25 protein-coding genes and 1 pseudogene are annotated in these 25,783 nt (G+C 57.6%); 19 read left to right on the top strand and 7 right to left on the bottom strand.

What is annotated here, in order from left to right:
• The first annotated feature begins 226 nt into the window (after positions 1-226).
• Positions 227-1,891 carry an energy-dependent translational throttle protein EttA gene (gene ettA, locus RGU44_RS16020; RefSeq protein WP_322182038.1) on the top strand — a complete coding sequence of 555 codons (1,665 nt, stop codon included), beginning with the start codon at positions 227-229 and terminating at the stop codon, positions 1,889-1,891.
• Positions 1,892-2,088: 197 nt separating this feature from the next.
• Here the strand turns inward: ettA and RGU44_RS16015 are convergent, their stop codons facing one another.
• The 3 genes from RGU44_RS16015 to RGU44_RS16005 all read right to left on the bottom strand — a co-directional run bounded on the left by RGU44_RS16015 (position 2,089) and on the right by RGU44_RS16005 (position 5,127).
• On the bottom strand, positions 2,089-2,586 hold the full coding sequence (locus RGU44_RS16015; RefSeq protein WP_322218055.1) for a GreA/GreB family elongation factor: 498 nt from the start codon (positions 2,584-2,586) through the stop codon (positions 2,089-2,091).
• Positions 2,587-2,680: 94 nt separating this feature from the next.
• Positions 2,681-4,549, bottom strand: coding sequence for a DUF4105 domain-containing protein (locus RGU44_RS16010; protein WP_322218053.1), 1,869 nt, complete (start codon positions 4,547-4,549; stop codon positions 2,681-2,683).
• 89 nt (positions 4,550-4,638) lie between these two features.
• Positions 4,639-5,127, bottom strand: a complete 489-nt coding sequence (locus RGU44_RS16005; protein ID WP_322182032.1) for a DUF3015 domain-containing protein — start codon at positions 5,125-5,127, stop codon at positions 4,639-4,641.
• A gap of 281 nt (positions 5,128-5,408) precedes the next feature.
• Here RGU44_RS16005 and RGU44_RS16000 point away from each other — a divergent pair, with 281 nt between their 5' ends.
• From RGU44_RS16000 to RGU44_RS15985, 4 genes are all read left to right on the top strand, one after another.
• The gene (locus RGU44_RS16000) at positions 5,409-7,859 is read left to right on the top strand and encodes a Lon protease family protein (RefSeq protein WP_322182031.1); all 2,451 of its coding nucleotides are present in this window, start codon (positions 5,409-5,411) and stop codon (positions 7,857-7,859) included.
• A 170-nt stretch (positions 7,860-8,029) separates the two neighbouring features.
• Complete coding sequence (locus RGU44_RS15995) at positions 8,030-8,359, top strand: hypothetical protein (RefSeq protein WP_322182029.1); 330 nt, start codon at positions 8,030-8,032, stop codon at positions 8,357-8,359.
• A gap of 366 nt (positions 8,360-8,725) precedes the next feature.
• Positions 8,726-9,031 (top strand): DUF6482 family protein, encoded by a 306-nt coding sequence (locus RGU44_RS15990; protein ID WP_322182027.1) that lies wholly within the window; start codon positions 8,726-8,728, stop codon positions 9,029-9,031.
• Between the two features lie 143 nt (positions 9,032-9,174).
• The gene (locus tag RGU44_RS15985) at positions 9,175-9,792 is read left to right on the top strand and encodes an FKBP-type peptidyl-prolyl cis-trans isomerase (RefSeq protein ID WP_322218050.1); all 618 of its coding nucleotides are present in this window, start codon (positions 9,175-9,177) and stop codon (positions 9,790-9,792) included.
• 89 nt (positions 9,793-9,881) lie between these two features.
• On the opposite strand, the gene RGU44_RS15980 is transcribed toward RGU44_RS15985, so the two are convergent.
• On the bottom strand, positions 9,882-10,124 hold the full coding sequence (locus RGU44_RS15980) for a hypothetical protein (protein ID WP_322218047.1): 243 nt from the start codon (positions 10,122-10,124) through the stop codon (positions 9,882-9,884).
• Positions 10,125-10,323: 199 nt separating this feature from the next.
• Positions 10,324-11,292 carry a polyprenyl synthetase family protein gene (locus RGU44_RS15975; RefSeq protein ID WP_322218045.1) on the bottom strand — a complete coding sequence of 323 codons (969 nt, stop codon included), beginning with the start codon at positions 11,290-11,292 and terminating at the stop codon, positions 10,324-10,326.
• Between the two features lie 239 nt (positions 11,293-11,531).
• On the opposite strand from RGU44_RS15975, the gene rplU reads away from it, so the two are divergent.
• The 5 genes from rplU (at position 11,532) to RGU44_RS15950 (ending at position 15,305) form a co-directional block, all read left to right on the top strand.
• Positions 11,532-11,843: a 50S ribosomal protein L21 gene (gene rplU, locus RGU44_RS15970; protein ID WP_219062603.1), complete on the top strand. Its 312-nt coding sequence runs from the start codon at positions 11,532-11,534 to the stop codon at positions 11,841-11,843.
• 34 nt (positions 11,844-11,877) lie between these two features.
• The gene (gene rpmA / locus RGU44_RS15965) at positions 11,878-12,153 is read left to right on the top strand and encodes a 50S ribosomal protein L27 (RefSeq protein ID WP_048359284.1); all 276 of its coding nucleotides are present in this window, start codon (positions 11,878-11,880) and stop codon (positions 12,151-12,153) included.
• 208 nt (positions 12,154-12,361) lie between these two features.
• Positions 12,362-13,585, top strand: a complete 1,224-nt coding sequence (gene cgtA, locus RGU44_RS15960) for an Obg family GTPase CgtA (RefSeq protein ID WP_219062601.1) — start codon at positions 12,362-12,364, stop codon at positions 13,583-13,585.
• A 92-nt stretch (positions 13,586-13,677) separates the two neighbouring features.
• On the top strand, positions 13,678-14,796 hold the full coding sequence (proB, locus tag RGU44_RS15955) for a glutamate 5-kinase (protein ID WP_322182872.1): 1,119 nt from the start codon (positions 13,678-13,680) through the stop codon (positions 14,794-14,796).
• Positions 14,797-14,837: 41 nt separating this feature from the next.
• Entirely contained in the window at positions 14,838-15,305 is a 468-nt protein-coding gene (locus RGU44_RS15950; RefSeq protein WP_322182018.1) for a CreA family protein, read from the top strand.
• Between the two features lie 164 nt (positions 15,306-15,469).
• Here the strand turns inward: RGU44_RS15950 and rpsT are convergent, their stop codons facing one another.
• Positions 15,470-15,748, bottom strand: coding sequence for a 30S ribosomal protein S20 (gene rpsT / locus RGU44_RS15945; RefSeq protein WP_219062599.1), 279 nt, complete (start codon positions 15,746-15,748; stop codon positions 15,470-15,472).
• Positions 15,749-15,997: 249 nt separating this feature from the next.
• On the opposite strand from rpsT, the gene murJ reads away from it, so the two are divergent.
• The 6 genes from murJ (at position 15,998) to ispH (ending at position 23,450) form a co-directional block, all read left to right on the top strand.
• Complete coding sequence (gene murJ / locus RGU44_RS15940; protein WP_322182016.1) at positions 15,998-17,536, top strand: murein biosynthesis integral membrane protein MurJ; 1,539 nt, start codon at positions 15,998-16,000, stop codon at positions 17,534-17,536.
• Between the two features lie 132 nt (positions 17,537-17,668).
• Positions 17,669-18,595 (top strand): bifunctional riboflavin kinase/FAD synthetase, encoded by a 927-nt coding sequence (gene ribF, locus RGU44_RS15935; RefSeq protein WP_322182014.1) that lies wholly within the window; start codon positions 17,669-17,671, stop codon positions 18,593-18,595.
• A gap of 35 nt (positions 18,596-18,630) precedes the next feature.
• A complete protein-coding gene (gene ileS, locus RGU44_RS15930; protein WP_322218042.1) occupies positions 18,631-21,462 on the top strand; it encodes an isoleucine--tRNA ligase in 2,832 nt (943 codons plus the stop codon).
• On the top strand, positions 21,455-21,973 hold the full coding sequence (gene lspA / locus RGU44_RS15925; protein WP_322182010.1) for a signal peptidase II: 519 nt from the start codon (positions 21,455-21,457) through the stop codon (positions 21,971-21,973). The genes ileS and lspA overlap by 8 nt, the downstream gene beginning before the upstream one ends.
• A complete protein-coding gene (locus RGU44_RS15920) occupies positions 21,966-22,418 on the top strand; it encodes a peptidylprolyl isomerase (RefSeq protein ID WP_322182008.1) in 453 nt (150 codons plus the stop codon). Before lspA ends, RGU44_RS15920 begins: the two co-directional genes overlap by 8 nt.
• Positions 22,419-22,502: 84 nt before the next feature.
• The gene (ispH, locus tag RGU44_RS15915; protein ID WP_322182007.1) at positions 22,503-23,450 is read left to right on the top strand and encodes a 4-hydroxy-3-methylbut-2-enyl diphosphate reductase; all 948 of its coding nucleotides are present in this window, start codon (positions 22,503-22,505) and stop codon (positions 23,448-23,450) included.
• On the opposite strand, the pseudogene RGU44_RS15910 reads toward ispH, so the two are convergent.
• Positions 23,404-23,975, bottom strand: a pseudogene (locus RGU44_RS15910) (GspH/FimT family pseudopilin). The gene ispH and the pseudogene RGU44_RS15910 overlap by 47 nt on opposite strands.
• Before the next feature lie 134 nt (positions 23,976-24,109).
• On the opposite strand from RGU44_RS15910, the gene RGU44_RS15905 reads away from it, so the two are divergent.
• The 3 genes from RGU44_RS15905 to RGU44_RS15895 are packed head-to-tail and all read left to right on the top strand — an operon-like array spanning position 24,110 to position 25,778.
• Positions 24,110-24,577, top strand: a complete 468-nt coding sequence (locus tag RGU44_RS15905; RefSeq protein WP_322182003.1) for a GspH/FimT family pseudopilin — start codon at positions 24,110-24,112, stop codon at positions 24,575-24,577.
• The gene (gene pilV, locus RGU44_RS15900) at positions 24,577-25,071 is read left to right on the top strand and encodes a type IV pilus modification protein PilV (protein ID WP_322182001.1); all 495 of its coding nucleotides are present in this window, start codon (positions 24,577-24,579) and stop codon (positions 25,069-25,071) included. The genes RGU44_RS15905 and pilV overlap by 1 nt, the downstream gene beginning before the upstream one ends.
• Positions 25,068-25,778, top strand: coding sequence for a PilW family protein (locus RGU44_RS15895; RefSeq protein WP_322218036.1), 711 nt, complete (start codon positions 25,068-25,070; stop codon positions 25,776-25,778). Before pilV ends, RGU44_RS15895 begins: the two co-directional genes overlap by 4 nt.
• Positions 25,779-25,783: the final 5 nt, after the last annotated feature.

Genomic DNA, 25,783 nt, shown 5'->3' with positions numbered 1-25,783 from the left:
GTGCGGTTTAGGCCGTTTCTAACGATAGTGATTTCACTGCCTGCAAGCATTGATCCATATCCAGATAACGTGATGTCGGCAATCGATGTCCGGTCGGCGCATTTTCAATCAAAGGGTCAATCTCTCTGGCGGCAAGCGCCGGAGATAAATAAAATTGCACCGCTATTTCCGAGGCGCGCTCTAAGCCCGCGCTTTATCACAGTTACAGATACCGGGTTTTCTTTCCATGGCTCAATACGTCTTCACCATGCATCGGCTGAGCAAAGTTGTGCCGCCGAAGCGGGAAATTTTGAAAAATATCTCCCTGTCGTTTTTCCCTGGCGCCAAGATCGGTGTGCTGGGCTTGAACGGTTCGGGTAAATCCACACTGTTGAAAATCATGGCCGGTGTCGACTCTGAGTTCGACGGTGAAGCTCGGCCAATGCCTGAGCTCAACATTGGCTATCTGCCGCAAGAACCACAGCTGGACCCGACCAAGACCGTGCGTGAAGTGGTCGAAGAAGCGGTCAGCGTGATCAAAAATGCACAGGCGCGCCTTGATCAGGTGTATGCCGAATACGCCGAGCCGGATGCCGACTTCGACAAGCTGGCTGCCGAACAGGCCAAGCTTGAGTCCATCCTGCAAGCCAGCGACGGTCATAACCTGGACCGTCAATTGGAAGTCGCCGCCGATGCGCTGCGTCTACCGGCCTGGGACGCGAAGATCGAATTCCTGTCCGGTGGTGAAAAGCGTCGTGTGGCCCTTTGCCGTCTGCTGCTGTCCGCGCCGGATATGCTGTTGCTCGACGAACCGACCAACCACCTGGACGCCGATTCCGTCGCCTGGCTGGAGCATTTCCTCCACGACTTCCCGGGCACAGTGGTTGCGATCACGCACGACCGGTACTTCCTGGATAACGTCGCTGGCTGGATTCTTGAGCTCGACCGCGGTGCCGGTATTCCTTACGAGGGCAACTATTCGGGTTGGCTTGAAGCCAAGTCCGATCGTCTGGCCCAGGAATCCAAGCAGCAGTCGGCTCATGAAAAGGCCATGAAAGACGAGTTGGAGTGGGTTCGCAAAGGTGCCAAGGCGCGCCAATCGAAATCCAAGGCCCGTCTGCAACGCTTCGAAGAAATGCAATCGCAGGAATTCCAGAAGCGCAGCGAAACCAACGAGATCTACATCCCCGCCGGTCCACGTCTGGGCGACAAGGTCATCGAGTTCAAGAACGTTTCCAAAGGCTATGGCGATCGCGTGCTGATCGACAACATGTCGTTCTCCATGCCTAAAGGCGCTATCGTCGGGGTTATTGGTGGTAACGGTGCAGGTAAGTCGACCTTGTTCCGCATGCTGATGGGCAAGGAACAACCGGACTCCGGCACGATTGAAGTCGGTGAAACCGTGCAGCTGGCGTGCGTGGATCAGAGCCGCGACGATCTGGACGGCAGCAAATCGGTGTTCCAGGCGGTTTCCGATGGTTCCGATGTGATCCGCATCGGCAACTATGAAATCCCGTCGCGCACCTACGTTGGCCGCTTCAACTTCAAAGGTGGCGATCAGCAGAAGTTCGTCAAGGACCTCTCTGGCGGTGAGCGCGGTCGCTTGCACCTGGCATTGACACTCAAAGAGGGCGGCAACGTGCTGCTGCTCGACGAACCGTCAAACGACCTCGACGTGGAAACCCTGCGTTCGCTGGAAGAAGCGTTGCTCGACTTCCCGGGCGCTGCCATTGTGATCTCCCACGATCGGTGGTTCCTGGACCGGGTAGCGACGCACATCCTCGCGTACGAAGATGACTCGCAAGCCGTGTTCTTCGAAGGTAACTACACCGAGTACGAGGCTGACCGTAAAAAACGCCTCGGCGAAGCCGCGGCCCAGCCGCACCGGGTACGTCACAAGAAACTGGCGTGATTTGATCTGCCATGAAAACGGAGCCTTCGGGCTCCGTTTTCATGTGGGGTTTAGTTCAGGCATATCGCTTGTGTCTGAGATGCCGTCTTCGCAGACAAGTCAGTTCCTAAAAGCATTGCCCACACGGCCTCCGCGTCTGACCGCTAGGCCGTGGGAGCTGACTTGTCTGCGAACGATCACGAAGTGATCGCAATAAATCAAGCCTCCGCCTCTATCCTGATCACCTCAATCAACTGATCCCCCGCAGGGCGCTTCCATAGCACCTCATCGCCCGGTTGCGCGCCCAGCAACGCTCGGCCCAGCGGTGAGCCCCAGTTGATCAAGGCGCTGGCCGCATCGGCCTGGTCCTCACCCACCAACTGCACCCGTTGCTCTGCGCCGCTCTCATCGGCGAACGTCACCCAGCTACCTATGTATACCTTGTCAGTCGAGAGGGCCGGTACGACCACTTGGGCGCTTTGCAGGCGCTGGTTGAAGTAGCGCAGATCGCGCTCGATGTCGGCCTGACGTTGTTTGTCAGCTTGATCTCCCAGGGCCGATTGTTCGCTGTACTGCGCTTGCAACTCGGCCACATGCGTCTGTAACTGCACGAGGCCGCGGGCGGTCACGTAGTTGGGCTGCTCGCTGACTCGTCGTTCCACCGGTTGGTCGGCTTGCTCGGCGGCTTGATCTTCATTGACGAAGGCGCGGCTCATGGCTTTTCTCCCTTTAGTGGGCTTTAGAACGGTGATGGTCGCGTCGCATTACCCGCGAATTTATCCGCGAAAGCGTTCGTGAAGACGCTGAAGATCAATAGTGATACCACTTCATTTCCAGCATCACTTCGTTGACCGGCGAAGCCAGTTGACTGTACTCGCGTTGGGCGCTCAGGCGCAGACCGAGGTTACGTGACAGTTCCCATTGCTGGTTCAGGCTGATGCTGCGGCGTACTTCGCCATTGGTGAAGTAATCTCCCTTGGCTTCCAGGCTCAGGTTGCCCAGCGGGTTGCGCCACAGCAGGCCAGTGTTGAAGCCTGCAGCAGGCGAAACCAGGGCCGCGAAGTCGGCGTTGTGTTCGATGCGCACGGTGCCCAATGCGAAACCGAGCATGTCGTCGGTCAGTTGCCAAGTGCCGCCGCCGCCACCGTTGACGTGGCTGACCAGGGTTTCATCGGCATGTTTACCCAGCACCCGTTCCAGTCCGCCGGAGACTTGCCAGGACCAGGGTTGGAGCAGGGCGTTGCGTGGAGTCAGCGAGCGAATGGTTGCCAGATCGAACTGTTGGACCTGCCAGTGATTCCCTTCGTATTGACGTAATTTTAGCTGGAGAATCTCGATCTGCGCGCCCAGCGGGAAACCATAGGCATTGTCGTTCAGGTCGTGATACGCCATGCGCAGGCCATATTCGGCGAACGCCTTGTCATCACGGCTGCCCGCGCCCAATTGCCAGGTACGAGACTCATGGCCGTCTTCCGTTAAACCGGGGCGTGCGATGTCCAGTGGTGGCGGGGGATTCTGGTTGATCGCACGCAGCAGCTCGAAACTGCGCTGTGAGCGTTCTGTATCGCGTTCCAGACCATTTGCGCGATAGCGTTCGAGGCGGTAGGCGGCGTCCTGAATCAACGCGCGGCGTTCTTTGGACAGGGTCAGATAATCGCTGTTTTGCAATTGCTTCTGATCGGCGCTGACCTTGAGCACCCATTGCTGTTCTTCACTCTCAAGGGGCGCGGCGCGGCTGAGCAACTCTCGCTCGCGGGACGGGCGATAGTCGGTTCTCTCCACCAGACCTGCGTCTTTCACGGCGCGTACGGTGTCGGTCGGGATCGCTGTCAGCGGGAAGTGCTGGGTCAGGTTCAGGCCGGGTCGTGCGACTTGTAGCAGCTCCAACAAGCGATACGAGCAGTTTTCGTCGAAGAAAAAATAGCTGAAGCGAATCTGCTTGAGCTCCCAGACATGCTCGACCATCCGCCCGGTTTCTTCGTGGGTCAGGTTCAGCCGGTATTCCCAAAGGTCACGGTTTTCCAGACTGCGGTATTCGGACAGTTTTTCCTGGTAAGGCACCAGTGCGAAGAGGCCTGGATAACCGCCCATCAAGCCTTTCCACGCGTACAGAATACTGTTGTCCATGCCTTCGATGTACGCGCCAAAGTTAATTGCATAGCTGAGCAGGGCGGTGTGATTGGTCTGCACGTCAGCCTGGTCGATGCGCAACAGGGTGTGACCGAACATGGAGGAAGGGCTGTTCAAGTAAGCGGCCGGAAAGATCAACACGGCGCTGTCGGGTGCCACGTCCTTGAACCATTGCTTGAATTCTTTGCAGTCTACGGCGGGCAGGTCGCTCAGCTGCAATTGGTCACGCAGCCAGCGGGTCCGTGCCGGGTAAACGCATTGGGCGTGGTTATTTTGAGCCAGGGTGTCGAAGCTGCTGACGGGGGCATAAATCGCATCGAGCGTGGCGCTCAGTTCCGCTGCAGGATCGTGGGCACCGTTGGCAGCAAGAAAAAATTTGGGGTCATCTACATAGCTGCGCCAGCCACCCAGCTTGGCCGTTTCATAGTGCCCCAGGGATATCCAGAACTGCGTATTTGCCAGTTGCTGCAAGCGATCATTGTCGATATGCGGCGAGGCATACAGCGGGGCGCAGATACAGAGCGCCACATAACCAAGGCGTTTGAGCATAGAGGGCAACTAGTCAGGAGGCAGGGCAATCAATGTTCGGGGTCGTAAACAGGGGCCTGCCCCCTGAGGCGGGGGCAGGCGGTGCGAGCTTAAGCCTGAGTTGCGTATTTCGCCAGAAGAGGGTCGTTTTTCAACACCGCGAGGGTGTTGTTGTGGACATCTTCGGCCGTTGTATCTGCTTTGCTGAAAATCTGCTGGAAGTGCTCGTGGGTGACTGCGGCAAAATGCGCACGGTCTTGTGGTGCAACGCCCAACACGACCGCGTACGTGGTCAGCGCTTCGCCCTGACCCATGGCCATGTCTTTGGAAAGCTCGTCCATCATGCCGTTCATGGAAAGCCAGGATTTACCGCCGTAGGTCAAGGCAGCGTTGGTGGAGCAGCCGTTTGTACCGGAGGTCATGCCGAAGGTGGCGTTACCCGATGTGCCGTTGGTGGTGGAAGCCAGAAAGTGGGCTGGAGTTCCACGCTGGCCTTCAAACAGCATATTGCCCCAGCCGCAATCCGGGCCACCTGGCGCTTGGGCCATGGCGTTGAGGGATGCGACGGTGAAGAGAGTACCAAGAAGAATCCGTTTCATAGCTTTAGTCTCTTTTGTGATCAACCAAGGGTCAAGGTTCCTGGCCGGTCATTGCGCCAGGGCAAGCCAGAGTTGTTATGACTGGCTGCGCAAGTTTGAGTTTAGGTCCGATCCAGGGGTTCCGTGATTTATTGCAAATTGTTATAGGGTTGGAGACTTTTCTCCCATTAAGGAGAGTGAAGCTTTTACGTGCAAAAAAATCGGCCGCACCGTGCCTTGCCAGCGGGGTACAGCGAGCGCCAGAATGCCGCTATCTGCCCCGCTCGATGTAAGGATGTCCGATGCCCGATCCTGTTGCTGCCAGCTTGCGTCTTGCGCCTGAAGCGCTGACACGTCCTTTCTCCGCTGAACAGTTCAGCTTCACGACAACCAATGATCTGGAACCCTTTCGCGGTGTGCTCGGCCAAGAGCGAGCAGTCGAAGCCTTACAGTTTGGCGTGGCCATGCCGCGCCCCGGTTACAACGTATTTGTGATGGGCGAGCCCGGTACCGGCCGCTTCTCCTTCGTCAAGCGCTACCTCAAAGCCGAAGGCAAGCGCATGGAGACGCCGTCGGACTGGGTTTACGTCAATAATTTCGATGAACCGCGCGAGCCGCGCGCACTGGAGTTGCCTCCTGGCAGCGCGGGTGCGTTCATTGCGGATATCAATGGCCTGATCGATAACCTGCTGGCGACCTTCCCGGCGGTGTTCGAACACCCGTCGTACCAACAGAAAAAAAGCGCCATCGACCGCGCATTCAATCAACGTTATGACCGAGCGCTGGACGTTATCGAGCGTTTGGCCCTGGAAAAAGAAGTCGCCCTTTACCGCGACAGCACCAACATTGCCTTTACGCCGATGAGCGAAGGCAAGGCGCTGGACGAGGCCGAATTTTCGCAGTTGCCTGAAGTGGACCGTGAGCGTTTTCATACCGACATTTCCGGTCTGGAAGAGCGCCTCAACGAGGAGCTGGCCAGCCTGCCGCAATGGAAGCGTGAATCCAGCAACCAGATGCGTCAGTTGAATGAAGAAACCATCACCCTGGCCTTGCAGCCGTTGCTGGCGCCGTTGTCCGAGAAGTACGACGAGAACGCCGGGGTCTGCGCTTACCTGCAAGGGGTGCAGGTCTACCTGCTGAAAACCGTGGTCGAGCAGTTGGTCGACGATAGCAAGACCGACGCCGAGGCGCGCAAGCTGCTCGAAGAACAATACTGCCCGAGTTTAGTGGTCGACCATCCGGTCAATTCGGGCGCGCCGGTGATTTTCGAACCGCATCCCACCTACGACAACCTGTTCGGGCGCATCGAATACAGCACCGATCAAGGCGCTCTATACACCACCTACCGTCAACTGCGCCCCGGTGCACTGCATCGGGCCAACGGTGGTTTTCTGGTGCTCGAAGCCGAAAAAATGCTCAGCGAGCCGTTTGTCTGGGATGCGCTCAAGCGCGCCTTGCAATCGCGCAAGTTGAAAATGGAATCGCCTCTGGGCGAGTTGGGTCGTCTGGCGACGGTGACTTTGACCCCGCAAGTGATTCCGCTCCAGGTCAAAGTCATCATCATTGGTGCGCGTTCACTGTATTACGCGTTGCAAGACGCCGATCCGGATTTTCAGGAGATGTTCCGGGTACTGGTGGATTTCGATGAAGACATCCCGATGGGCGACGAGACGCTGGAGCAGTTCGCCCAGTTGCTCAAAACCCGCACCTCCGAAGAAGGCATGGCGCCGTTGACCGCTGACGCTGTCGCCCGCCTGGCCACGTACAGCGCCCGCCTGGCTGAGCATCAGGGCCGGTTATCGGCGCGCATCGGAGACCTGTTCCAATTGGTCAGCGAGGCGGATTTCATTCGCCAACTGGCCAGTGACGACAAGACCGATGCCGGGCACATCGAGCGCGCGCTCAAGGCCAAGGCCACGCGCACGGGCCGGGTGTCGGCGCGGATTCTCGACGACATGCTCGCGGGCATCATCCTGATCGACACCGCCGGTGCGGCCGTGGGCAAGTGCAACGGGCTGACGGTGCTGGAAGTCGGCGACTCGGCGTTTGGCGTACCTGCGCGGATTTCGGCGACGGTTTATCCCGGAGGCAGCGGTATTGTCGATATCGAACGCGAGGTCAACCTGGGTCAGCCTATCCACTCCAAGGGGGTGATGATTCTCACGGGCTATCTGGGCAGCCGCTACGCGCAGGAATTCCCGCTGGCGATTTCCGCGAGCATCGCTCTGGAGCAATCCTACGGTTATGTGGATGGCGACAGTGCGTCACTGGGCGAAGCGTGCACCTTGATTTCGGCACTGTCGAAAACACCGCTTAAGCAGTGTTTCGCCATTACCGGATCAATCAATCAGTTTGGTGAAGTGCAGGCGGTGGGCGGGGTCAACGAAAAAATCGAAGGCTTCTTCCGTCTCTGCGAAGCGCGTGGCTTGACTGGCGAGCAGGGCGCAATCATTCCGCAGGCGAACGTGGCCACCCTGATGCTCGACGAGCGTGTGCTGCAAGCCGTGCGTGCCGGGCAGTTCCATGTGTACGCGGTGCGTCAGGCCGATGAGGCGCTGAGCCTGTTGGTTGGCGAGCCTGCCGGTGCGCCAGATGAAGACGGTCAGTTCCCGGAAGGCAGCGTTAACGCCCGTGTGGTTGAGCGTTTGCGGGACATTGCCGAGATGCTCAGTGATGAAGAGCTCAAGGAGCTGGGGAAAGAGCCGGCGCAGTTGCAGCCGGAACTCAAGGCCTTGGCAAAAAAAGCGGATTGAAAGGGCAGGGCGCCGCAGTGGTGGCATGACCATTCGGCGCCCAGTCACTGCGGGTGCTTTTCGAATTCTGCTTTTGTTCTACTCTGGCACATATCACAGTTGTCAAAAGGACTGACGCGCTCCTTCCTGCGGTTCGAGGGGCGAACACTGTATCTATCGAGGAGCTCGCCATGTCGCGCAGCCTCTGTCTTACCCGCCAATGTCTGGGTCTGGTCACCCGTATCGAATGTGTGATTCGCCCGCTCTCAGGAGATAACGGTATGTGGACGTTACTGTTCGCCGCCGGCATGTCTGACGAGCAACCCTCCGCACTCAAGGCTCAAGGGCCTTTCCATGGGCCACTGGCCGCTGAATCGGTATTGATGGCCATTGCCGAAAGCCTGACGTTGCACGGCTATCAGGTGGCCGAAGACGTCCCCATTTGGCAGGTACACCTGCAAGGCGAGTTGCGTCGCATAAACGGAGAAGGTTCGCGTTGTCAGCGAATGTCCCCGGTTTGAGTTCGCGGCGCTGACGAGGTTCGTTACACGTTCTCGTCGGGTGCTGTTGTTTTTAACGTGTGTCAGGGAGCCCCCCGGGGCGCTCCCTGCTTCTATATCCTTGGTTATAGTTTTGCTCGAGTGAATCTTTCTTACAGTACCTATCAACCATTTTGCACAAACGGCCACGATTTTTTAAGCATGTGTGAATAGCTTGGCTGGGACGATGAAAGTGCTAAGAGTTTTGACCATCCACCATCAGACGTCTGGCCTTTGCGTTCTTCGGAGAGGTAATGGACGGGCGGTGTCATTTCCAGGTTGTGATTTCGCCGTCCTGTACAAGACTTATACTTCTGACTCATCGGTACAGTTTGACAGGGCCTTCTCATGAATCTCCAGGAACTGACCGCTTTTGCCCATGCAGGGCTTGTGGATGAATTGAATCTGATCTCTATGGAAGGGGGCATCTATTTACTGGAGGCCCGCGTACGTGGCGTGGCGTACCCGCTCAATGACTTGAACGGCAAAACCTTGCACTTACGCTCCGTGGAGCATGCTCGGGATCTGCTGCACACCTTGCCAAAGGTGCCGTTCAATCTGGTGCACGCCGTGGTTCACGACGAAATGTGCGGTCTGCACAATGTCGACGAACAACCCCTGAGTGTGCCGATAGCCTTCCACTCTGCGTGGTGATACCTGCGGGTAGGGAGCGCTTGCTCATCTGTGCTAGGCTGCTTGCCCTTTTGGTTCGGGGCGTCTTCAGGCGAGCCGTGGATTAGCCGCTCAGCGTGCCCACGTCCGGTCTTTTCCAGGCGCCCCCTCAGCGGAGCAGTGTTATGTCCGAAGTTAACTTGTCCACCGACGAAACCCGCGTCAGCTACGGCATTGGTCGTCAGTTGGGTGACCAGCTGCGTGATAACCCGCCACCGGGCATCAGCCTGGACGCGATCCTGGCGGGCCTGAATGACGCCTTCCACGGTAAAGAAAGCCGTGTAGGTCAGGACGAAATGTCTGCCAGCTTCAAAGTCATCCGCGAAATCATGCAGGCAGAAGCAGCGGCCAAGGCTGAACAAGCTGCGGGTGCTGGCCTGGCTTACCTGGCTGAGAATGCCAAGCGTGAGGGCGTTACAACCTTGGCTTCAGGTCTGCAATTCGAAATCCTGAACGCCGGTGAAGGCGCCAAGCCATCGCGCGAAGATCAGGTTCGCACCCACTACCACGGCACGCTGATCGACGGTACGGTGTTCGACAGCTCTTACGATCGCGGCGAGCCTGCTGAATTCCCGGTTGGTGGCGTGATTGCCTGCTGGACTGAAGCCTTGCAACTGATGAACGCCGGTAGCAAATGGCGTCTGCACGTTCCGAGCGAACTGGCTTACGGCGCACAAGGCGTCGGCGGCATTCCTCCGCACAGCGTTCTGGTATTTGACGTCGAGCTGCTGGACGTTCTGTAACCGTCGCGTTGTAAGCAGATGATGGTTGAACGGATCGTCCTGATCCGTTCAATCATGACAGGCAGGCATGTTGCGTTCAGCGCGCATGTTCAGTGCAGTTCACCGGCAGGGCGTAGCGCCCGCGCGTAGCAAAATAAAAACAGATTTCGCACCATCTCCTTCAGTACGCAGGGTTCGCTCGAACACAGTCCTGTAACGTCCAGATCCCCCTGATCACGCAGTTCGTCCAGCGCGTCCTCTTCCAGCACCGTGCAAACCTCTCCGGTTTCACGATGGATGATTCGCAGGTAAGGGTGTGGGCGGTCCAGCCAGGCATCAATCAAATAAGTCATGTCTCATCTCCTTCTGGGTTTAGATGAGAATAATTCTTATTAATATAATAGCAAGGGACTATTGGATATTTGATTGGCGGGGGAGCGAGGTCGCATTCGCAGACACGTCAGTTCTCGCACATAATCTGTGCCGGGTGCACCTGTCGCGGTGTACGCGATTCTGGAGCTGACGTGTCTGTAAATGGGGTGCCGCTGTGTCTCAGTGCGTGCGCGCTACCGCGAACTCACTCAGCTCGATCAACGCATCGCGGTATTCGCTCGCTGGCAGCACTTCAAGGCAAGCAATGGCCTTGGCGACGTAATCACGGGCCAGTTGTGCGGTGTAATCCAGGGCGCCCGCGTTTTCGACGGCTTCGCGAATGCTTTCCAGGTCCTCCAGGCCACCTTTCTGGATAGCCTGGCGCACCAGTGCAGCCTGTTCTGGCGTGCCTTCGCGCATGGTGTAGATCAGCGGAAGGGTAGGTTTGCCTTCTGCCAGATCATCACCCACATTTTTGCCCAGGGTTTCGGCATCGCCGCGATAATCCAGCAGATCGTCGACCAGCTGGAAGGCCACGCCCAAGTGATCGCCGAACGTGCGCAGGGCTTCACTTTGCTCGTGGGTGGCGCCGCACAAGGCTGCAGCGCTATGAGTCGAGGCTTCGAACAGCATGGCTGTCTTGCCGCGAATCACTTCCATATAGGTTTCTTCAGTGGTGCTGGCGTCGCGAATTTTCGACAACTGCAGCACTTCGCCTTCTGCGATGACGCGCGTGGCTTTGGAGAGGATTTTCATCACGGGCATCGAGCCCAGTTCAACCATCATCTCGAAAGAACGCGAGTACAGGAAGTCGCCGACCAATACGCTGGGGGCGTTGCCCCACAAGGCGTTGGCGGTGGAGCGGCCACGGCGCATACCGGACATGTCGACCACGTCGTCGTGCAGCAGGGTGGCGGTGTGCAGGAACTCGATGGTAGCCGCCAGCAGACGCAGGTCATCGCCTTCGCGCCCCAGCGCTTTGCCGCACAACAGTACCAATAAAGGACGCAGGCGTTTACCGCCGGCCGAGGTAATGTAGTCGCCGATTTTCGACACCAACGGCACGCGTGACGCCAGCTGCTTTTTGATAATGACGTCAACGGCACTAAAGTCGTCCGCCACCGTGCGGTAGAAAGCTTGGGGTTGCATCAGCGACAGGCGCTCCAAAAGGGTTGCGCGGCATGCTAGGTCTAGGGCCTGACCCTGTCAAGGTATCCTGATTAGGCACTTGCATCGCTTTTGCGCCTTGCGTACAATCGCGCACCCTAACTTTCCTGGGCAGCACCTGCCTTACGCAATTGCAACGGGCCGTTCCAGCCCAATGCAGCCATGCCAGCCAATACTCTACTTATAAAGAGCTGGGTGAGCAGGATTAACGGAGAAATACCATGTACGCAGTAATTGTTACCGGTGGCAAGCAGTACAAAGTCGCCCCGGGCGAATACCTGAAGATCGAAAAGCTGGAAATCGCTACCGGCGAATCAGTGACTTTTGATCGTGTTCTGTTGATCGGCAACGGCGACGACGTCAGCATCGGCGCTCCAGTCGTTCCTGGCGCCACTGTAGTCGCTGAAGTGATCTCCCAAGGTCGCCACGACAAGATTCGCATCATCAAGTTCCGTCGTCGTAAGCACCACATGAAGCGTATGGGCCACCGCCAGTGGTACACCGAGATCAAAATCACCGGTATTCAGGCTTAATTCAGCCTAATCCACTATTTGGAGTATTGAACTCATGGCACACAAAAAAGCTGGTGGTAGTACCCGTAACGGTCGCGACTCAGAGGCCAAGCGTCTTGGCGTCAAGATGTATGGCGGCCAGGCAATCATTCCGGGCAACATCATCGTGCGTCAGCGCGGCACCCAATTCCACGCTGGCTACGGCGTTGGTATGGGCAAAGATCACACCCTGTTCGCGAAAGTGGAAGGCGTGATCAAGTTCCAGGTTAAAGGCGCCTTCGGTCGCCGTTATGTGAGCATTGTCCCGAAGACTGTAGTCGTCGCGGCATAATCACGTAGTTGCTGGAAAAGCCCTGTCTAGCGACGGGGCTTTTTTGTTTGTAGATGTAGGTGAGTCTCTCGCAAAACTGTTTGTGCGGGCTGTTGTGATGTGGGCCCCTGGGGCTGCTGGTTTCTGATCGGTATCGCAACGCTCATTTTTGCAAGAGTCTTATGTCTTTGTGTTTTTCAGCTCGTCCCTGTGGCGGGAGGCGTGCGTTATGAAGTTTGTAGATGAAGTTTCGATTCGAGTAAAAGCAGGTGATGGCGGCAACGGTTGCATGAGCTTCCGTCGGGAAAAGTTCATCGAGAACGGTGGCCCTAACGGCGGCGACGGCGGTGATGGCGGCTCGATCTACATGATCGCCGACGAAAACCTGAACACCTTGGTCGACTACCGTTACACCCGGCACTTCGATGCTGAGCGCGGTTCCAACGGCGGCAGTGCTGACTGCACCGGTAAGAAAGGCGAAGAGATGGTGCTGCGTGTGCCGGTCGGCACCACGGTGATCGATGCGGCTACTCAGGAAATCATTGGTGACCTGACCAAGGCTGGTCAGCGCTTGCTGGTGGCCAGCGGTGGCTGGCACGGCCTGGGCAACACCCGTTTCAAATCCAGCACCAACCGTGCGCCACGTCAGACCACGCCAGGCAAGTTCGGCGATCAGCGTGATCTCAAGCTGGAATTGAAAGTGTTGGCGGACGTCGGTCTGCTGGGCCTGCCAAACGCGGGCAAAAGTACCTTTATTCGTTCTGTGTCTGCGGCCAAACCGAAAGTGGCGGATTATCCGTTTACCACGTTGATTCCGAACCTGGGTGTGGTCAGCGTCGATCGCTGGAAGAGCTTCGTGGTAGCCGATATTCCAGGCTTGATCGAAGGTGCTTCCGACGGTGCCGGTCTGGGGATTCGTTTTCTCAAGCATTTGGCGCGTACGCGTTTGCTGCTGCACCTCGTCGACATGGCGCCGCTGGATGACACCAGTGCACCGGACGCGGCTGAAGTCATCGTCAACGAGCTGATCAAGTTCAGCCCGTCACTGGCTGAGCGTGATCGCTGGCTGGTACTCAACAAGTGCGACCAGATCCTCGAAGAGGAGCACGAAGAGCGGGTCAAGGAAATCGTGGATCGTTTGGAGTGGACCGGTCCGGTCTACGTCATTTCAGCGATCTCCAAGCAAGGCACCGAGCAGCTTAGCCGCGACATCATGCGTTACCTCGAAGAGCGTAACCTGCGTATCGCTGAAGATCCGGCGTTCGCCCGTGAGCTGGCCGAGCTGGATCAGAACATCGAAGACGAGGCGCGTGCGCAGCTGCAAGCGCTGGACGATCAGCGTGCTCTGCGCCGTAGCGGCGTGAAGAGCGTGCATGATGCCGAAGAAGATGTTTGGGGCGATGATGAAGAGGACGATGAAGATGGTCCGGAAATCATTTACGTCCGTGACTGATCGGGTGCAGTAAACTAAACGCCGCTTAATAGCGGCGTTTTAGTATCTCGGATTTGTATTAACCAAAATTCTCTGGCTAAGGTTGGAAGATGATGCGCAGCAAAGTGACGGGTGCCCAGCGCTGGGTCGTGAAAATCGGCAGTGCCTTGCTGACCGCTGATGGCAAGGGCCTGGATCGGGCGGCAATGGGTGTCTGGGTCGAGCAAATGGTGGCGTTGCACGAGGCGGGCGTCGAACTGGTACTGGTTTCTTCCGGTGCTGTCGCGGCAGGCATGAGTCGTTTGGGCTGGACGGCGCGACCCACGGCCATGCACGAGTTGCAAGCCGCTGCGGCCATCGGTCAGATGGGCCTGGTGCAGGCGTGGGAGTCGAGTTTCGCCGAGCATGGTCGCCATACCGCGCAGATCCTGTTGACTCACGACGACCTGTCTGACCGTAAACGCTATCTGAATGCACGCAGCACGTTGCGCACCTTGGTCGAGCTGGGCGTGGTCCCGGTGATCAACGAAAACGACACGGTGGTCACTGACGAGATCCGTTTCGGTGACAACGACACGCTGGCGGCGCTCGTGGCGAACCTGGTTGAAGCTGATCTGTTGGTGATCCTCACTGATCGCGACGGCATGTTCGATGCTGATCCGCGCAACAATCCTGATGCGAAACTGATTCACGAAGCGCGTGCCGATGATCCGGCACTGGACGCTGTTGCGGGCAGTACCGGCGGCGCGTTGGGTCGTGGTGGCATGCAGACCAAACTGCGCGCGGCGCGTCTGGCTGCGCGTTCCGGGGCGCACACCGTTATCGTTGGTGGGCGTATCGAGCGCGTGCTGGCGAGGCTTAAAGCGGGCGAGCGGCTGGGCACACTGCTGTCACCTGAGCGGGAAATGCTGGCAGCGCGTAAACAGTGGCTGGCCGGGCATCTGCAAACGCGCGGCACCCTGGTGCTCGATGCAGGTGCGGTGGTCGCTTTGGCACAAGGCAATAAAAGCTTGCTGCCGGTGGGCGTCAAGTTGGTGCAGGGCAGCTTCCGTCGCGGTGAAATGGTGGTGTGCGTGGCGCCGGACGGTCGTGAGATTGCCCGAGGCTTGAGCAACTACAGTGCGCTGGAGGCTCAAAAAATCATCGGCCAATCATCCGAGGCCATCGTCCGTGTATTGGGCTATATGGCTGAGCCGGAGTTGGTGCATCGGGATAACCTGATTCTGGTGTGAACGGTTGCGATCCGGCCCCTATTAAGAAGCAGGAAGGTGTGATGCGAGTTTTAAAAGGTGTGTTGGGCGTGCTGTTGGCGTTGCCCTTGATGGCTTCGGCCGAAGAGATCGGTCAGGTGTCGACGGTGTTCAAGTTTGTCGGGCCCAATGATCGAATCGTGGTCGAGGCATTCGACGATCCGAAAGTCGAAGGTGTGACGTGCTACCTGTCCCGCGCCAAGACCGGTGGGTTGAAAGGTGGTCTGGGTCTGGCAGAAGATCGCGCCGAAGCCTCCATTGCGTGCCGGCAGGTGGGGGCGATTCGCTTCCAGGAACCGTTGAGGGATGGCGAAGAGGTTTTCAAAGAGCGCACCTCGCTGGTTTTCAAAACCATGCAGGTCGTTCGCTTCTTCGACAAAAAGCGCAATACGCTGGTGTATTTGGTCTATAGCGACCGAATCATCGAAGGCAGCCCGCAGAACGCGGTGACAGCCATTCCGATTTTGCCGTGGACACACAGCGCGCCTTGAGGGTGCGCCTGGCGTTCGTCCTGTAAGAGGGATCGAGGCGTGTAGTTTTGTCTGCGAAGGCTAGTCTGCGCGTTCCGGTCACGCCTGCAAATGTTCGGTGTGCTGATCAAATCGCAGACAATAAAAAACCGACCCTGGGGTCGGTTTTTTAACAAGCTTATCGCTTACGCAGCTACAGCAAGGTTCAGAGCCTTGACGTGGCCGTTCAGGCGACTCTTATGACGAGCAGCTTTGTTCTTGTGGATGATGCCTTTATCGGCCATACGGTCGATGATTGGCACAGCCAGAACATAAGCAGCTTGCGCTTTTTCAGCGTCTTTTGCGTCAATGGCTTTAACTACATTCTTGATGTAGGTACGAACCATGGAACGCATGCTGGCGTTGTGGCTGCGACGCTTCTCAGCCTGTTTTGCACGTTTTTTGGCGGAAGGTGTGTTGGCCACCGTCGAGCTCCTCGAAAGACTTGTGAAATAGCAAACAAATAAGGCCGCGAATCATGCCGACGAGTTGATGTCTTGTCAAGGGCAGATGATGCGCTCCGCTGAGTGGTCCTGGTATATCGCCGGGTTATTTATTTCCAGCGTACGACCTGTAAACTCGCGGACTTTGGCTCTGTGCTGCTGCGGCGCGGAGTATCGCATAAACGGGCAGCTTAAGGGCCCGTCCTTTAGCCAAGGCGCACAACTCTTTCAATGAACCTACTTCGATCATTAGCCGCCGTCAGCTCTATTACGATGCTTTCCCGCGTATTGGGCTTTGTGCGGGACACGATTATTGCGCGTGCTTTCGGTGCTGGAATGGCGACGGATGCCTTTTTTATCGCCTTCAAGCTGCCCAACCTGTTGCGCCGGATCTTCGCCGAAGGCGCTTTCTCTCAAGCCTTCGTGCCGATTCTGGCCGAATATAAAAGCCAGCGAGGCGAGGAGGCGGCGCGCACGCTGGTTGCCTACGTCAGTGGCTTGCTGACCCTGGTGCTGGCGCTGGTTACGCTGCTGGGGATCGTCGCGGCACCTTGGGTGATCTGGGTAACCGCCCCCGGCTTCGCCGATACGCCGGAAAAATTCGCGCTCACCACTGACCTGTTGCGAGTGACCTTTCCTTATATATTGCTCATTTCCCTGTCATCGCTCGCGGGAGCGATCCTCAATACATGGAACCGCTTTGCAGTACCGGCCTTCGTTCCAACCCTGCTTAACGTCGCTATGATCGGGTTTGCGCTGTTCCTGACGCCGTATTTCGATCCGCCGGTCATGGTGTTGGGGTGGGCAGTGCTGGCCGGCGGGCTTCTGCAATTGCTGTATCAGCTGCCACACCTGAAAAAAATCGGCATGTTGGTCCTGCCGCGTCTGAACCTGCGCGACAGCGGTGTCTGGCGCGTTATGAAGCAGATGTTGCCAGCGATTCTGGGTGTTTCCGTCAGTCAGATATCCCTGATCATCAACACGATTTTTGCCTCGTTTCTGGTTGCCGGCTCTGTGTCCTGGATGTATTACGCCGACCGCCTGATGGAGTTGCCTTCCGGCGTCCTCGGCGTGGCGCTGGGTACCATCCTGCTGCCGGTCCTGTCGAAAACCTACGCCAGCAAAGACCGTCAAGAGTATTCGCGGATACTCGATTGGGGCCTGCGCCTGTGCTTCGTGCTGGTCTTGCCGTGCACCCTGGCGCTGGGGATTCTGGCCGAGCCGCTCACGGTTTCGCTGTTTCAGTACGGCAAATTCGATGCGCTGGACGCCGTCATGACTCAGCGTGCCTTGATCGCCTATTCGGTGGGGCTGCTGGGCATCATTGTGATCAAGGTCCTGGCGCCGGGGTTTTATGCGCAACAAAATATTCGCACCCCGGTGAAAATCGCGATCTTCACGCTTATCGTCACTCAACTGCTCAACCTCGCGTTCATTGGCCCGCTGCAGCACGCCGGGCTGGCACTGGCGATCAGCGTGGGCGCCTGCATCAATGCCGGGCTGCTGTTTTGGCAGTTGCGCAAGCAGGCGCTGTTTCAGCCGCAGCCAGGCTGGACGAAATTTCTATTCAAGCTGGTCGTCGCGGTGTTGTTGATGTCCGGCGTGTTGCTCGGCCTGATGCACGTCATGCCAGCGTGGGACGAAGGGCACATGCTTGAGCGCCTTATTCGTCTGGGGGCGTTGGTGACGGCGGGTGTCGCGGTCTATTTCGGTGCGTTGCTGTTGCTAGGTTTTCGCCTGAAGGACTTCGCTCGCAAGGCGATTATGTAGGGGGTGAGAGGAGGGGCAATCGTCGGTTTTTCGGGCTGAAGGCCGACTGCTTGCGTTTTGCCTCGGACTGTTGCCTGTCGTCCAGGGCTGTGTGTGGTTATAATCGGCCACTTTATGAGCAAGAAGCGTGTTATGCAGCTGGTTCGAGGCCTCCACAATCTGCGCCCCCAGCATCGGGGCTGTGTCGCCACTATTGGCAACTTTGACGGTGTTCACCGTGGCCACCAGGCTATTCTGGCGCGCTTGCGTGAGCGAGCGGTCGAGTTGGGCGTGCCCAGCTGCGTGGTGATTTTTGAACCGCAACCGCGTGAATTTTTTGCCCCCGACACTGCGCCAGCGCGCCTGACACGTTTGCGTGACAAACTCGAGTTGTTGGCAGGTGAGGGTGTCGACCTGGTGTTATGCCTGGCGTTCAATCAGCGCCTGAGGAAACTCAGTGCCGCCGAGTTCGTCGATACGATTCTGGTCGGCGGCCTGGGCGTACAGCATCTGGAAGTCGGCGACGATTTCCGTTTCGGGTGTGATCGGCTCGGCGATTTCGATTTTCTGCAGCAAGCGGGCGCGGCCCAAGGGTTCACCGTAGAAGCGGCGCAGACTGTTGAAATAGACGGGGTTCGGGTCAGCAGCACCAAGGTTCGTGATGCCTTGGCTGCGGCGGATTTCGTCCAGGCCGAACGTTTGCTGGGGCGCCCGTTTCAGATTGCCGGGCGGGTCTTGCACGGCCAGAAACTGGCTCGGCAGTTGGGTACGCCCACCGCCAACGTACAGCTCAAACGTCGTCGTGTGCCGTTGACCGGGGTTTATCTGGTCAGCACGGAAATTGATGGCAAAACATGGCCGGGTGTCGCCAATATTGGCGTACGTCCGACCGTGTCAGGTGATGGCAGTGCCCACCTGGAAATACATATTCTGGATTTTACCGGTGATCTCTATGGCCGGCGTTTGACGGTGGCTTTCCACCAAAAGCTGCGTGATGAGCAGCGTTTCGCCTCTCTGGAGGCGCTGAAGACGGCGATCAATGCGGATGTCGCCGCCGCCCGTGCCCATTGGCGCCAGTAACATAAGTAGCGCTAATCGCTAATTAAGAGCCTTAAATGACCGACTATAAAGCCACGCTAAACCTTCCGGACACCGCCTTCCCAATGAAGGCCGGCCTGCCCCAGCGCGAGCCGCAAACTCTGCAGCGCTGGGACAGCATTGGCCTGTACCAGAAGCTGCGCGAAATTGGCAAGGATCGTCCAAAGTTCGTTCTGCACGACGGTCCTCCCTATGCCAACGGCAATATTCACATCGGTCACGCCGTCAACAAGATTCTCAAGGACATGATCATCCGCTCGAAAACCCTTTCGGGTTTCGACGCGCCTTATGTTCCGGGTTGGGACTGCCACGGTCTGCCAATCGAGCACAAAGTCGAAGTCACCCACGGCAAGAACTTGCCTGCGGACAAGACGCGTGAGCTGTGCCGTGCCTACGCTGCCGAGCAGATTGAAGGGCAAAAAGCCGAATTCATCCGGCTTGGCGTGTTGGGCGACTGGAGTAACCCTTACCGCACCATGGACTTTGCCAACGAAGCCGGGGAAATCCGCGCGCTGGCTGAAATGGTCAAGGGCGGTTTCGTGTTCAAGGGCTTGAAACCGGTCAACTGGTGTTTTGACTGTGGCTCGGCACTGGCTGAAGCTGAAGTCGAATACGCCGACAAAAAATCCGCGACCATCGACGTCGCATTCCCGATTGCTGATGAAGCAAAGCTGGCGGCGGCTTTCGGTCTGACTGCGCTGAGCAAACCGACCTCCGTCGTGATCTGGACCACTACGCCGTGGACCATCCCGGCCAACCAAGCGCTGAACGTCCACCCGGAGTTCACCTACGCGCTGGTCGATGTCGGCGACAAACTGCTGGTGCTGGCCGAAGAACTGGTCGAGTCCTGCCTTGCACGCTACAACCTGCAAGGTTCAGTGATCGCCACCGCTCAAGGCCAGGCGCTGGAGCTGATCAACTTCCGTCACCCGTTCTATGATCGCCTGTCGCCGGTGTACCTGGCTGACTACGTCGAACTGAGCGCCGGTACCGGTGTGGTTCACTGCTCGCCCGCCTATGGCGTCGACGACTTTGTGATCAGCAAAAGTTACGGCATGACCAACGACGACATCATCAGCCCGGTGCAGAGCAACGGTGTGTATGTCGACTCGCTGGAGTTTTTCGGTGGCCAGTTCATCTTCAAGGCCAACCAGAACATCGTCGACAAGCTGGCGGAAGTCGGCAGCTTGCTGCATACCGAAACCATCTCTCACAGCTACATGCACTGCTGGCGTCACAAGACGCCGCTGATCTACCGCGCGACGGCGCAGTGGTTCGTGGGCATGGACAAGCAGCCGGTCACGGGCGCTACCTTGCGTGAGCGTGCCGTCAAAGCCATTGAAGAGACCGCGTTCATCCCGGCCTGGGGTCAGGCGCGTCTGCATTCGATGATCGCCAACCGCCCGGACTGGTGTATCTCGCGTCAACGTAACTGGGGCGTGCCGATCCCGTTCTTCCTGAACAAGGAAAGCGGCGAGCTGCACCCGCGTACCGTCGAGCTGATGGAAGAAGTTGCCCAGCGCGTCGAACAGGAAGGCATTGAAGCCTGGTTCAAAATGGACGCGTCCGAGCTGCTCGGTGACGAAGCGTCGAAGTACGACAAGATCTCCGACACCCTGGACGTCTGGTTCGACTCCGGCACCACGCACTGGCACGTCCTGCGTGGCTCGCATCCGATGGGCCACGAAACCGGTCCGCGCGCTGACCTGTACCTGGAAGGTTCGGATCAACACCGTGGCTGGTTTCACTCGTCGCTGTTGACCGGTTGCGCCATCGACAACCACGCGCCGTACCGCGAATTGTTGACCCACGGTTTCGTCGTCGACGAGAACGGTCGCAAGATGTCCAAGTCGCTGAATAACGTCGTCGCGCCGCAGAAGGTCAACGACTCCCTGGGCGCCGATATCATGCGTCTATGGGTGTCAGCCACCGACTACTCGGGCGAAATGGCGGTTTCCGACCAGATCCTGCAACGCAGCGCGGACGCCTACCGGCGTATCCGTAACACTGCGCGCTTCCTGCTTTCCAACCTGACCGGCTTCAACCCGGCCACCGACATCCTGCCGGCCGAAGAAATGCTGGCGCTGGATCGTTGGGCGGTTGACCGTGCCGCGCTGCTGCAACGCGAGCTGCAAGAGCATTACGGCGAATACCGGTTCTGGAACGTCTACTCCAAGGTGCACAATTTCTGCGTGCAGGAACTGGGCGGTTTCTACCTGGACATCATCAAGGATCGTCAATACACCACGGCGGCCGACAGCACTGCGCGTCGCTCTTGCCAGACCGCGCTGTTCCACATCTCTGAAGCGCTGGTGCGCTGGATCGCTCCGATCCTGGCCTTCACCGCCGACGAGCTGTGGCAGTACCTGCCGGGCGAGCGCAACGAATCTGTGATGCTCAACACTTGGTACGAAGGCCTCAGCGAGTTGCCAGAAGGTTTCGAGCTGGACCGCGCCTACTGGGAGCGGATCATGGCGGTCAAAGTCGCGGTCAACAAAGAGATGGAAAACCTGCGTGCAGCCAAAGCGATTGGTGGCAACCTGCAGGCTGAAGTCATCTTGTACGCTGAAGACTCGCTGGTCGCCGACCTGTCTAAGCTGAGCAATGAATTGCGCTTCGTGCTGATCACCTCCACGGCCACTGTCGCCCCTCTGCTCGATGCTCCGGCCGATGCCGTAGTCACCGAAGTCAGCGGTCTGAAGCTCAAAGTGGTCAAGTCCGGGCACGCGAAGTGCGCCCGTTGCTGGCACCACCGCGAAGACGTGGGTGTCGATCCAGAGCATCCGGAAATCTGCGGTCGTTGTGTAGACAATATCAGCGGCAAGGGCGAGGTGCGTCACTATGCCTAATGCGGGCACGGCGAGCCGTATCGGCCGTCTGAGCTGGCTCTGGTTGAGCGTGCTGGTACTGGTCATTGACCAGGCCAGCAAGTTCTATTTCGAGCATGGGCTGACCTTGTATCAGCAAATTGTCGTGATCCCTGATTACTTCAGCTGGACCCTGGCCTACAACACTGGCGCTGCGTTCAGCTTCCTCGCTGACAGCTCCGGCTGGCAGCGTTGGTTGTTCGCGTTGATCGCGGTAGTGGTCAGTTCGGTGCTGGTGGTCTGGCTCAAACGCCTGGGTTCAAGTGAAACCTGGTTGGCCGTGGCGCTGGCGCTGGTATTGGGGGGCGCACTTGGCAACCTCTATGACCGCATTGTGTTGGGGCATGTGATCGATTTCATTCTGGTGCATTGGCAGAATCGCTGGTATTTCCCGGCGTTCAACATTGCCGATAGCGCGATTACCGTCGGCGCGGTCATGTTGGCGCTGGATATGTTCAAAAGTAAAAAGTCCGGAGAACCCGTTCATGACTGAGCAGTTATTGGTTGAGCAACGCATCGGCCAGAACACGGAAGTCACCTTGCATTTCGCCCTGCGCCTGGAGAACGGCGACACCGTCGACAGTACCTTCGACAAGGCTCCTGCGACCTTCAAGGTCGGCGACGGTAACCTGTTGCCGGGTTTTGAAATAGCATTGTTCGGCTTCAAGGCGGGTGACAAACGCACCGTCGAAGTGTTGCCGGAAAACGCTTTCGGTCAGCCTAATCCGCAAAACGTGCAGATCATCCCGCGTTCGCAGTTCCAGAACATGGAGCTGTCCGAAGGCCTGCTGGTGATCTTCAACGACGCGGCCAATACTGAGCTGCCGGGCGTGGTCAAAGCGTTCGACGATGCTCAAGTGACCATCGACTTCAATCACCCGTTGGCTGGCAAGACGCTGAGTTTCGAAGTGGAAATCTTCGAGGTCAAAGCGCTCTGATCTTCTAGAGCCCAACCCCGTGCATGGCTTCGGTCGGGCGGGGTTGGACGTCCTGTTTTCCTGCGCGTAGACACGAGGCACCGCATGCAAATCAAACTCGCCAACCCACGCGGCTTCTGCGCGGGTGTTGACCGTGCGATCGAAATCGTCAATCGCGCCCTTGAAGTGTTTGGCCCGCCGATTTACGTGCGCCATGAAGTGGTTCACAACAAATTCGTCGTCGAAGACCTGCGCGCACGTGGCGCGATCTTCGTCGAAGAGCTGGATCAGGTGCCGGACGACGTCATCGTGATTTTCAGCGCCCACGGCGTGTCCCAGGCCGTGCGCACCGAGGCCTCTGGTCGTGGCTTGAAAGTGTTCGACGCCACGTGCCCGCTGGTGACCAAAGTGCACATCGAAGTTGCACGCTACAGCCGTGACGGTCGCGAGTGCATTCTGATCGGCCATGCCGGACACCCTGAAGTCGAAGGCACCATGGGCCAATACGACGTCAGCAATGGCGGGATGATCTACCTGGTCGAAGACGAAGAAGACGTCGTCAACCTGCAGGTGCGCAACCCGGAAAGCCTGGCGTTCGTGACCCAGACGACGCTGTCCATGGACGACACCAGTCGCGTCATTGATGCCCTGCGCACGCGCTTCCCGAGCATTGGCGGTCCACGCAAGGACGACATCTGCTACGCCACGCAAAACCGCCAGGACGCGGTCAAGCAACTGGCCGATGAATGCGACGTGGTGTTAGTGGTCGGTAGCCCGAACAGCTCCAACTCCAACCGCCTGCGCGAGCTGGCGGAACGCATGTCCACTCCGGCCTACCTGATCGACGGCGCGGAAGACCTGCAACGCAGCTGGTTTGACGGGGTAGCGCGGATCGGCATCACCGCTGGCGCCTCGGCCCCGGAAGTGCTGGTGCGCGGCGTGATTCAGCAGCTACACGCCTGGGGTGCAACCGGCGCTGATGAGCTGGTTGGCCGCGAAGAGAACGTCACGTTCTCAATGCCCAAGGAACTGCGGGTGAAGTCGTTGCTTTGAGGCTTATACCGGGCGGCAAAGCTTGTTTTCGGTTTTGTTGTTTCTGAGACTGACCCGCCCGGTTTTCGATAGCACCACCTGGTAGTCACTGGTGGATTGTTTCGCGTCGCAAACATGAAGCGTCCCGGCCAAAAAGCCGCCACTGGCATGCAGCGGTGCCCCCAAGCCGTTGAACCGCACGAAACGCTTCACCGGGGCATTGCCGACAATCGGGATTTTTCCACTGCTCGCCCGCTCCACCAGCACCGGGTTACTGTCGTCTCCCGCGCCGGCACCGTTGTGGTCGACAATAATCCTCCAGCCCAGACTCCAGTCATCGTCTATCGCGTGGATCAACACCACTTGATTGCGCATGATCGCTTCGGTGCGCGCTGAACGCATTCCGCTGGCCAACTGCCGGGCTGCGTCATCACGACGCTGGGCTTCAATCAACTGAACAAACCCCGGAACGGCAAACTGGGCGACAATCGCGATCAGCGTGATGCCTGTCAGTAGTTGGACGAGGCTAAAACCTGCTTGCTTCATGTGGTGGCTTCCTTCCTGGAAATGGGGTGTCGAGCGTCATCCGGGCATTCATCCCTGTTAAATAACCTTACATCTAGCTGTAGATTTTCGCGTCGCAGTGCTGCCTTATAGTCAGGTCCTCAAGGAGACACCTAATGCGCCACCGCTCCAAGGGCTTTAGCCTGATTGAATTGTTAGTCACTGTGTCGCTCATCGGGATACTGGCGGCGATTGCTGTGCCGAGCTTTCAGAGTTCGATCCAGAGTTCAAAGGCCGATACCGAGGTCAGCGACTTGCAGCGCGCACTCAACTATGCGCGGCTGGAGGCGATCAATCGTGGGGTAAGTACTCGCATCACGCCGAGTGTCTCAGGCTCTGCATGGAATACCGAGTTGAGTGTCTTCCTCGTTTCGGACACCACCAAAGCCTTGCGTATCGTGCCGGCCATGACTAGCGGCGCGACGCTGACTGTCCCTAACAGCCCTGCCGTTATCGACTTCAATAACTTGGGTGGTCAGGCTGCGCCAGGGGCTAATCTGGCAATTGCCTACTTGTTAGGTACGATCAGCAAAACAGTGAATGTTTGCTTGAATGGACGAATCGTTTTGGGCGGAAGTTGTTAATGGTTTATGGGAATAGGCGCACCCAGACCGGGATCGGCCTGATTGAAGTGCTGGTCTCGGTGCTAATTCTGGCTATCGGACTGCTCGGAGCCGCGGCACTGCAACTCAATTCTTTGAAATATACCGACAGTTCGACGATGAGCAGTCAGGCGAGTTTCATTGCATACGACATGATGGATCGGATTCGTGCCAATCCATGTTCGAACGCTCTGCAAAACCCCTGTTCGAATCCCGCAGCGGACTATGCGCTAGCGTCTCTGGCCTCGGCCCCGACGTCGTTCACCAGTGGCGCAATACGAAACCAGGACTGGTTCGACTTTGCTACCAATGTGAAAAACTTCGCTGGCACTGGGGCGGACGGGTCTATTTCCGTAGCGGCCGGTGTAGTCACCATCACCATCACTTGGAATGACTCACGGGCGGCCAATGTTGTCGGTACCCTGCAAACATTCACCTTGGTCAGTGCTGCCTCGACCGTGTGGAGCGGGTTATGAAGAAACTGTCCAAGGGCTTTGGCCTGATTGAAATTATGGTGGCCCTGACTCTCGGGTTGATCGTTGTGCTGGGTATCACGCAAATATTCCTGTCGACCAAAACCACTTTTGTAAATCAGACTGTCTCAGCCGGCATGCAGGAGGATGCGCGTTTCGTCTTCAGCAAAATGCTCCAGGAAATTCGTATGGTAGGCATGTTCGGCTGTTTGTCGTCGTCGACGATAAAGGACTCAAGTACCGCCAATGATTTTGCAGCTGCATCCTTGACCCCGATCAGCTGGGACAATGCCAATCAGATTTTGACTTTGGTCACGGCTGACGTTGGCTCAAATGGCGGCGCTCCAACCTGGAGCATTGTCTCGGATTGCCTGACCTCTTCCACCGCCTACACTGGCGTTAAAGCTCCGGTTAGTGGCCAGATAGCAATACCAATCAGGAAGCTGGTTTACACCTACAAGAACAACCAGATATTTCTCGGTCCGACCAGTAATCAATCGGCACTGGTGAACAATGTCAGTGCCTTCAGCGTTTCTTTCGGTATCGCCAATTCGGCATCGGACACAGTGGCGACCAGTTACTCCACCAACCCGAGCAATCCCGCATTGATCCGCAGTGTGCGACTGACCATGACACTGACCGACCCGACCAACAAGGTCAGGAATCAGACGTTCAACGTAGTGGCTGCCTTGCGTAACAGGCTCAGGTAAGGGGT

Origin of the sequence: Pseudomonas sp. 5C2, from assembly GCF_034314155.1 — a bacterium.
Lineage (GTDB): Bacteria > Pseudomonadota > Gammaproteobacteria > Pseudomonadales > Pseudomonadaceae > Aquipseudomonas.
Note: the sequence above shows the minus strand (reverse complement) of the source record. Positions and strands in the feature narration are given on the sequence as shown.

Excerpts from the sequence above, each read along its gene's own strand:
- RGU44_RS15980 (WP_322218047.1), bottom strand. The coding sequence starts at position 10,124 with ATGACTTATTTGATTGATGCCTGGCTGGACCGCCCACACCCTTACCTG.
- rplU (WP_219062603.1), top strand. The coding sequence starts at position 11,532 with ATGTACGCAGTAATTGTTACCGGTGGCAAGCAGTACAAAGTCGCCCCG.
- RGU44_RS15920 (WP_322182008.1), top strand. The coding sequence starts at position 21,966 with ATGACTGAGCAGTTATTGGTTGAGCAACGCATCGGCCAGAACACGGAA.
- pilV (WP_322182001.1), top strand. The coding sequence starts at position 24,577 with ATGGTTTATGGGAATAGGCGCACCCAGACCGGGATCGGCCTGATTGAA.
- RGU44_RS16005 (WP_322182032.1), bottom strand. The coding sequence starts at position 5,127 with ATGAAACGGATTCTTCTTGGTACTCTCTTCACCGTCGCATCCCTCAAC.
- lspA (WP_322182010.1), top strand. The coding sequence starts at position 21,455 with ATGCCTAATGCGGGCACGGCGAGCCGTATCGGCCGTCTGAGCTGGCTC.
- ribF (WP_322182014.1), top strand. The coding sequence starts at position 17,669 with ATGCAGCTGGTTCGAGGCCTCCACAATCTGCGCCCCCAGCATCGGGGC.
- murJ (WP_322182016.1), top strand. The coding sequence starts at position 15,998 with ATGAACCTACTTCGATCATTAGCCGCCGTCAGCTCTATTACGATGCTT.
- RGU44_RS16015 (WP_322218055.1), bottom strand. The coding sequence starts at position 2,586 with ATGAGCCGCGCCTTCGTCAATGAAGATCAAGCCGCCGAGCAAGCCGAC.
- proB (WP_322182872.1), top strand. The coding sequence starts at position 13,678 with ATGCGCAGCAAAGTGACGGGTGCCCAGCGCTGGGTCGTGAAAATCGGC.
- RGU44_RS15985 (WP_322218050.1), top strand. The coding sequence starts at position 9,175 with ATGTCCGAAGTTAACTTGTCCACCGACGAAACCCGCGTCAGCTACGGC.
- RGU44_RS15975 (WP_322218045.1), bottom strand. The coding sequence starts at position 11,292 with ATGCAACCCCAAGCTTTCTACCGCACGGTGGCGGACGACTTTAGTGCC.
- RGU44_RS15995 (WP_322182029.1), top strand. The coding sequence starts at position 8,030 with ATGTCGCGCAGCCTCTGTCTTACCCGCCAATGTCTGGGTCTGGTCACC.
- RGU44_RS15990 (WP_322182027.1), top strand. The coding sequence starts at position 8,726 with ATGAATCTCCAGGAACTGACCGCTTTTGCCCATGCAGGGCTTGTGGAT.
- RGU44_RS15950 (WP_322182018.1), top strand. The coding sequence starts at position 14,838 with ATGCGAGTTTTAAAAGGTGTGTTGGGCGTGCTGTTGGCGTTGCCCTTG.
- RGU44_RS15895 (WP_322218036.1), top strand. The coding sequence starts at position 25,068 with ATGAAGAAACTGTCCAAGGGCTTTGGCCTGATTGAAATTATGGTGGCC.
- ileS (WP_322218042.1), top strand. The coding sequence starts at position 18,631 with ATGACCGACTATAAAGCCACGCTAAACCTTCCGGACACCGCCTTCCCA.
- RGU44_RS15905 (WP_322182003.1), top strand. The coding sequence starts at position 24,110 with ATGCGCCACCGCTCCAAGGGCTTTAGCCTGATTGAATTGTTAGTCACT.
- RGU44_RS16010 (WP_322218053.1), bottom strand. The coding sequence starts at position 4,549 with ATGCTCAAACGCCTTGGTTATGTGGCGCTCTGTATCTGCGCCCCGCTG.
- RGU44_RS16000 (WP_322182031.1), top strand. The coding sequence starts at position 5,409 with ATGCCCGATCCTGTTGCTGCCAGCTTGCGTCTTGCGCCTGAAGCGCTG.
- ettA (WP_322182038.1), top strand. The coding sequence starts at position 227 with ATGGCTCAATACGTCTTCACCATGCATCGGCTGAGCAAAGTTGTGCCG.
- rpmA (WP_048359284.1), top strand. The coding sequence starts at position 11,878 with ATGGCACACAAAAAAGCTGGTGGTAGTACCCGTAACGGTCGCGACTCA.
- ispH (WP_322182007.1), top strand. The coding sequence starts at position 22,503 with ATGCAAATCAAACTCGCCAACCCACGCGGCTTCTGCGCGGGTGTTGAC.
- cgtA (WP_219062601.1), top strand. The coding sequence starts at position 12,362 with ATGAAGTTTGTAGATGAAGTTTCGATTCGAGTAAAAGCAGGTGATGGC.